The sequence below is a fragment of the Streptomyces sp. NPDC032472 genome, assembly GCF_040636955.1.
Lineage (GTDB): Bacteria > Actinomycetota > Actinomycetes > Streptomycetales > Streptomycetaceae > Streptomyces.
The window spans coordinates 1-4,392 of sequence record NZ_JBEZVK010000168.1 but is presented as its reverse complement, the minus strand read 5'-3'; the positions used below and the strand labels follow the sequence as shown (position 1 = coordinate 4,392).

Below are 4,392 nucleotides of genomic sequence, written 5' to 3'. Positions count from 1 at the left end.
CCCTTCCCAGCCCGCTCGCGCGGGGCGCGGGAGCCGCAAAGCGGAGCCGCCCGGCCCCGCGGCCCCGATCAGCGGGCGGCCGCGTCGTCGAGTGCCGGCTCGATCCGCTCCAGGACGGCCGGCCAGCCGCCGCCCATGCCTTCGTACGCCGCCCGGGCCAGCGGCGATTCGAGGTCGAAGCCGGAGTGCTCCAGGAAGAGGCGGGTACCGGTTCCTTCCGGGACGAGGCGCCAGGTGATGGTCGTGTCCAGGGTGCCGGGGGCGAAGCTGTAGCTCAGCAGGCGCTCCGGGTCGACCGTGATCACCTCGCACTCCTGGTGGCCCCACGGCCCCATGTCGAGGGTGAACCGGTGCCCGACCTCTGCGCGTACGTCGCCGGCGGCCCACCAGCGCGCGTGGAGCTCGGGCTCGGTGAGCGCCCGCCACACGGCCTGCGGCAGGTGGGCGATGAACCGGTCGCAGTGGATGGTCCGGAGTTCGGTGCTCATGGGGCGTCGTCCTCTGTGGTGCGGGGGTGGGTGCTCTGGGTGGTGGTACCGGGGGCTGCGGAGGCTGCAGACCCCGCCGGGGCGCCGGAGGGGTCACCGCCGGCGGCCTGGCCGCCCTGGCCGTTCTCGCCCGTCTCATCGAGCCCGTCGAGCACATCGCTCAGCGCGCTCATGCGGTCCTGCCAGTAGCGCTCGAAGGGGTGCAGCCAGGCGCCGACCTCGGCGAGTGGTTCCGCCTGCAGGTGGTAGTAGCGGTGGCGGCCACGGGGCTCCTCGCGGACCAGCCCGGCCTTCCGCAGTACGGCGAGGTGCTCGGAGACGGCCGGCCGGCTCAGGGAGAAGTCCTTCGCCAGGTCCCCGGCCGCCCGGGCGCCGCCGCGCAGCCTTTCGAGCAGGGTGCGTCGGACCGGATTGGCCAGGGCGCTGTAGACGTCGACGGGTTCCATGACCCCCAGAATGCGTCGGGGCTCTCCGACATGTCAACTTTTCCCGACGCTTCGGGGCGGGCCGCTGGGCCGAGCGCGTCACCGCGGCCTTCGAGGCGGCGCAGTGGAGGCCGCCGTCCTCGACGGACGACGGCCTCCACGCCACCTTGTCGGACAGACAGTCAGGTCAGGGTGTCCTTGGCCTTCTGGGCGGTCTGCTTGGCATTCGCGGCAGTCTGCTCGGCTTTCCCCTTCGTTTCGAGGCTTTCGTTGCCGACTGCCTTGCCGGTGGCTTCCTTGACCTTGCCCTTGGCGTTCTTTCCGATGTTCTTGGCCTTCTTCTCCGTGGCCATCAAGGCTCACCTCCGAATCCGAACCTTTCGCTGCCGCCTGCCCCGTGCGGAGCCCGTTACACCTCCAGGCGGCGCTTATGGAGCGGCAACCGGACGGGTGTCGGCGTGTGCGGCGCGAACGGGAGCCTTCGCGACCGTAGGTTTCGCTAGCAGGTTCTGTGGGCGGCTGCGGCAGGGAAGAGGTGCTGGCGGATGGATGGCAAGCGGATCATCACCGTGTTCGGCGCGACGGGGCACCAGGGAGGGTCCCTCGCCCGGGCCGTCCTGGAGGACAAGGACAGCGGCTTCACGGTCCGCGCCGTGACCCGCAGCCCGGATTCGGACCGGGCCGGGCAGCTGGAACGGCTCGGTGCGGAGATCGTCCGCGCCGACATGGACGACGAGGCGAGCCTGCAATCGGCCCTGGACGGTGCCTACGGCGCCTACCTGGTGACCAACTTCTGGGAGGACATGTCCGCGGCCCACGAGCAGGCCCAGGCACAGGCTCTGGCCCGGGCGGCGGGGCACGCCGGGGTGCAGCACGCGATCTGGTCCACCCTGGACGACACGCGCGAGTGCATTCCGCTCGACGACGACCGGATGCCCACACTGCAGGGTTCGTACAAGGTGCCGCACTTCGACGCCAAGGCGGAGGCCGACCACTTCTTCGCGGACGCCGGCGTGCCCACCACCTTCCTGCGGACCACGTTCTACTGGGAGAACCTGCTGTCCATGTTCGCCCCGCACCGCGGCGAGGACGGCGCCTTCGAACTCACCTATCCCATGCGCGACAGCAGACTCTCCGGCATCGCGGTCGACGACATCGGCCGGATCGCCCTGGCCATCTTCCAGGGCGGCACCGACTTCATCGCCGCCACCATCAGTGTCGCCGGCGAGCACCTGACCGTCGCCGAGATGGCCGCGGCCATGACGGACATGCTCGGAGAACCCGTGCGGTACCGTCCCATGACGGCGGACGCCTTCCGCGCGCTCGGATTCCCGGGCGCAGACGAAGTCGGCAACATGTTCCAGTACTACGCCGACTGCGAGCACCGCTTCACGGCCGCCCGCGACCTCGAGGCCGTCCGCGCCCTCCACCCCGGCCTGCAGGACTTCAGGACCTGGTTGTACGCACACCGCGACCAGTTCCACCTGACCTGACCGCACCTGATCCGACCTGACCCGCACGCGTCAGGTGCCCACCAGCCGCTCCAGGGCGGCAGCGACCGGAGCAGTACCGTCCTCCCCGGCCAGCCGGCGGGCGACCTCCCGGGCGCGCTCGCGGTACGAGGGCACGGTCACGGCCTGTCGGAGCGCGGAGCCGAGTGCACCGGGGCCGAGGTGGCGCAACGGCACCACCCCGGGGGCAGTGCCCAGCTCCACGAGGCGGCGGGCCCAGAAGTGGCCGTCGAACTGGACGGGAACGGGTACGCAGGGAACGCCCGCGCGCAGGGCTGCGCCGGTCGTGCCCGCTCCGGCATGGTGGACGACGGCCGCCATGCGGGGGAACAGCAGGGAATGCGGAACCTCACCGATGGTGATCATGTCGTCCCGGGCGGCGGAGAGCCCTGCCCAGCCTTCCTGGATCACGCCGCGCAGGCCCGCGGCCCGCAGGGCAGTGGCGATGTGGCCGCTGACACGCCGGGGGTCGGGGGTGGTGGCGCTTCCCAGCCCCACATAGACCGGGGCGGGACCGGAACGAAGGAAGTCCTCCAGCTCCGCCGGGAGCCGGCTCACGCTGTCGTGGGGCCACCAGTAGCCGGAGATCCCCAGGCCGGGACGCCAGTCGCAGGGCCGGGGAACCACCAGCTCGCTGAAGCCGTGCCACACGGGCCAGCCCTCCCGCTCGCGGGCGCGGCGGGCGGCGGACAGGCGGCTCGAAGGCAGGCCGTGGTCCACGGCCAGGATGTGTGCGGCCCGCGTGAAGACCTGGTCGACGGCCGCGGCGACGGCGTGCCCGCCGATCCGGTTGCCCAGCGGGCCCAGGGAACGGGTGCCGAGTATCGGGGGCGGGAACGCCCGGGTCCCGTGCAGCGGCTGCAGGAACAGGCCCATGCTGGGCCGGGAGAGGCCCTGGGCGATGGCGTAGGCCAGCGGCGCGACCGCTCCTCCGGCCAGGACGACGTCCGCGTCGCGCGCCGCACCCACCATCGGGCGCGTCATCCCCGGCGCGACACTCCTCGCCAGCGCCACGGCCCGCAGCAGCTTGGCGGCGCCGCTCCGGCTCCGGTGCAGGCCCCGTCCGCGCGCCGAGTGCAATTCGGCCCGCGGGTCCCCGGGAACGGCCTGGAAGCGCACCCCCGAACCGGCCGCCAGCGGTTCGAACACGCCGTGGCTGACCAGGGTGACCTCGTGCCCGGCCCGCACCAGACCGGCCCCCAGGCCCGTGTACGGTGCGACGTCCCCTCGGGATCCCGCCGTCATGATGGCAATCCTCACGCCCGCCAGTGTGGCGGCCGCTCCACGCCCCGACCGCACGCCCTCGCACGGCAGGCACGGAAATCCTCCGAAACGATGGGGCGACCGACTCGGGTTTACGGGAGGCGGCCGGTCGCCGCTCACGTGGGGCGGCCTCTGTTTCTTGATCAACTTCAGGTAGGGTCCGGCTCGCGACACGAAGTCGGACACCTTGGGGGAACTGGGCGATGAAGCGCTGGATGAAGTGGGCGGCCGTCGGAGCCGCGGGGGTGCCGGTGGCGCTCGCCGTGGTGGCCTGCGCCGGGGAGAAGTCCCTGGAAGAGGCGGCGAAGGGCACCTGGGACTGCACGATCGCCGCCGGCGCCCGCGGGCTCTCCGCGACGGTGACCGTGGGGGACGGGACGTACCAGGTGAGCCAGGGCGGGCGCAAGGGAAGCTCCGGGACGTGGCAGCTTTCCGGCGGCAAGCTGGAGGTCAAGGGTGACGACGGCCCGTACCACGTGAGCGGTGTGCCCGGAGAGACGAAAGACCTGATGGGCATGGAGTTCGGCGAAGGCAGCGGCAAGGAGCTGTCGCCGTGGAGCGTGGGCTGGAAGGGCAACACCGTCACCTTCCCGTACCACCGCGCAAAGGTCACCTGTCAGAAGATGTAGGTCCGACAGGACCGCTGCCGGGGAACTCGGCAGCCACGGGGCCTCTGACACGCTCCCGGAACCCGCCCGCCGGCCC

The 4,392-nt window shown here is 72.0% G+C and carries 6 protein-coding genes; 2 read left to right on the top strand and 4 right to left on the bottom strand.

Annotated features, from left to right (window positions below; all coding sequences use genetic code 11):
* Nucleotides 1-68: 68 nt before the first annotated feature.
* The 3 genes from AB0F11_RS37685 to AB0F11_RS37675 all read right to left on the bottom strand — a co-directional run bounded on the left by AB0F11_RS37685 (nucleotide 69) and on the right by AB0F11_RS37675 (nucleotide 1,266).
* The gene (locus AB0F11_RS37685; protein WP_362184300.1) at nucleotides 69-488 is read right to left on the bottom strand and encodes an SRPBCC domain-containing protein; all 420 of its coding nucleotides are present in this window, start codon (nucleotides 486-488) and stop codon (nucleotides 69-71) included.
* Nucleotides 485-934 (bottom strand): metalloregulator ArsR/SmtB family transcription factor, encoded by a 450-nt coding sequence (locus AB0F11_RS37680; protein WP_362184298.1) that lies wholly within the window; start codon nucleotides 932-934, stop codon nucleotides 485-487. Before AB0F11_RS37680 ends, AB0F11_RS37685 begins: the two co-directional genes overlap by 4 nt.
* 161 nt (nucleotides 935-1,095) lie before the next feature.
* Entirely contained in the window at nucleotides 1,096-1,266 is a 171-nt protein-coding gene (locus AB0F11_RS37675; protein ID WP_362184296.1) for a CsbD family protein, read from the bottom strand.
* A gap of 192 nt (nucleotides 1,267-1,458) precedes the next feature.
* Here AB0F11_RS37675 and AB0F11_RS37670 point away from each other — a divergent pair, with 192 nt between their 5' ends.
* Nucleotides 1,459-2,406 carry an NmrA/HSCARG family protein gene (locus AB0F11_RS37670; protein WP_362184294.1) on the top strand — a complete coding sequence of 316 codons (948 nt, stop codon included), beginning with the start codon at nucleotides 1,459-1,461 and terminating at the stop codon, nucleotides 2,404-2,406.
* Between the two features lie 30 nt (nucleotides 2,407-2,436).
* Here AB0F11_RS37670 and AB0F11_RS37665 read toward each other — a convergent pair whose 3' ends face one another.
* On the bottom strand, nucleotides 2,437-3,669 hold the full coding sequence (locus AB0F11_RS37665) for a glycosyltransferase (RefSeq protein WP_362184302.1): 1,233 nt from the start codon (nucleotides 3,667-3,669) through the stop codon (nucleotides 2,437-2,439).
* 221 nt (nucleotides 3,670-3,890) lie between these two features.
* On the opposite strand from AB0F11_RS37665, the gene AB0F11_RS37660 reads away from it, so the two are divergent.
* Nucleotides 3,891-4,316 (top strand): hypothetical protein, encoded by a 426-nt coding sequence (locus AB0F11_RS37660; protein WP_362184293.1) that lies wholly within the window; start codon nucleotides 3,891-3,893, stop codon nucleotides 4,314-4,316.
* The last annotated feature ends 76 nt before the right edge of the window (nucleotides 4,317-4,392 follow it).

Bases quoted from the DNA above. Each gene is read 5' to 3' on its own strand.
- AB0F11_RS37685 (WP_362184300.1), bottom strand. From the start codon at position 488: ATGAGCACCGAACTCCGGACCATCCACTGCGACCGGTTCATCGCCCAC.
- AB0F11_RS37680 (WP_362184298.1), bottom strand. From the start codon at position 934: ATGGAACCCGTCGACGTCTACAGCGCCCTGGCCAATCCGGTCCGACGC.
- AB0F11_RS37675 (WP_362184296.1), bottom strand. From the start codon at position 1,266: ATGGCCACGGAGAAGAAGGCCAAGAACATCGGAAAGAACGCCAAGGGC.
- AB0F11_RS37670 (WP_362184294.1), top strand. From the start codon at position 1,459: ATGGATGGCAAGCGGATCATCACCGTGTTCGGCGCGACGGGGCACCAG.
- AB0F11_RS37665 (WP_362184302.1), bottom strand. From the start codon at position 3,669: ATGACGGCGGGATCCCGAGGGGACGTCGCACCGTACACGGGCCTGGGG.
- AB0F11_RS37660 (WP_362184293.1), top strand. From the start codon at position 3,891: ATGAAGCGCTGGATGAAGTGGGCGGCCGTCGGAGCCGCGGGGGTGCCG.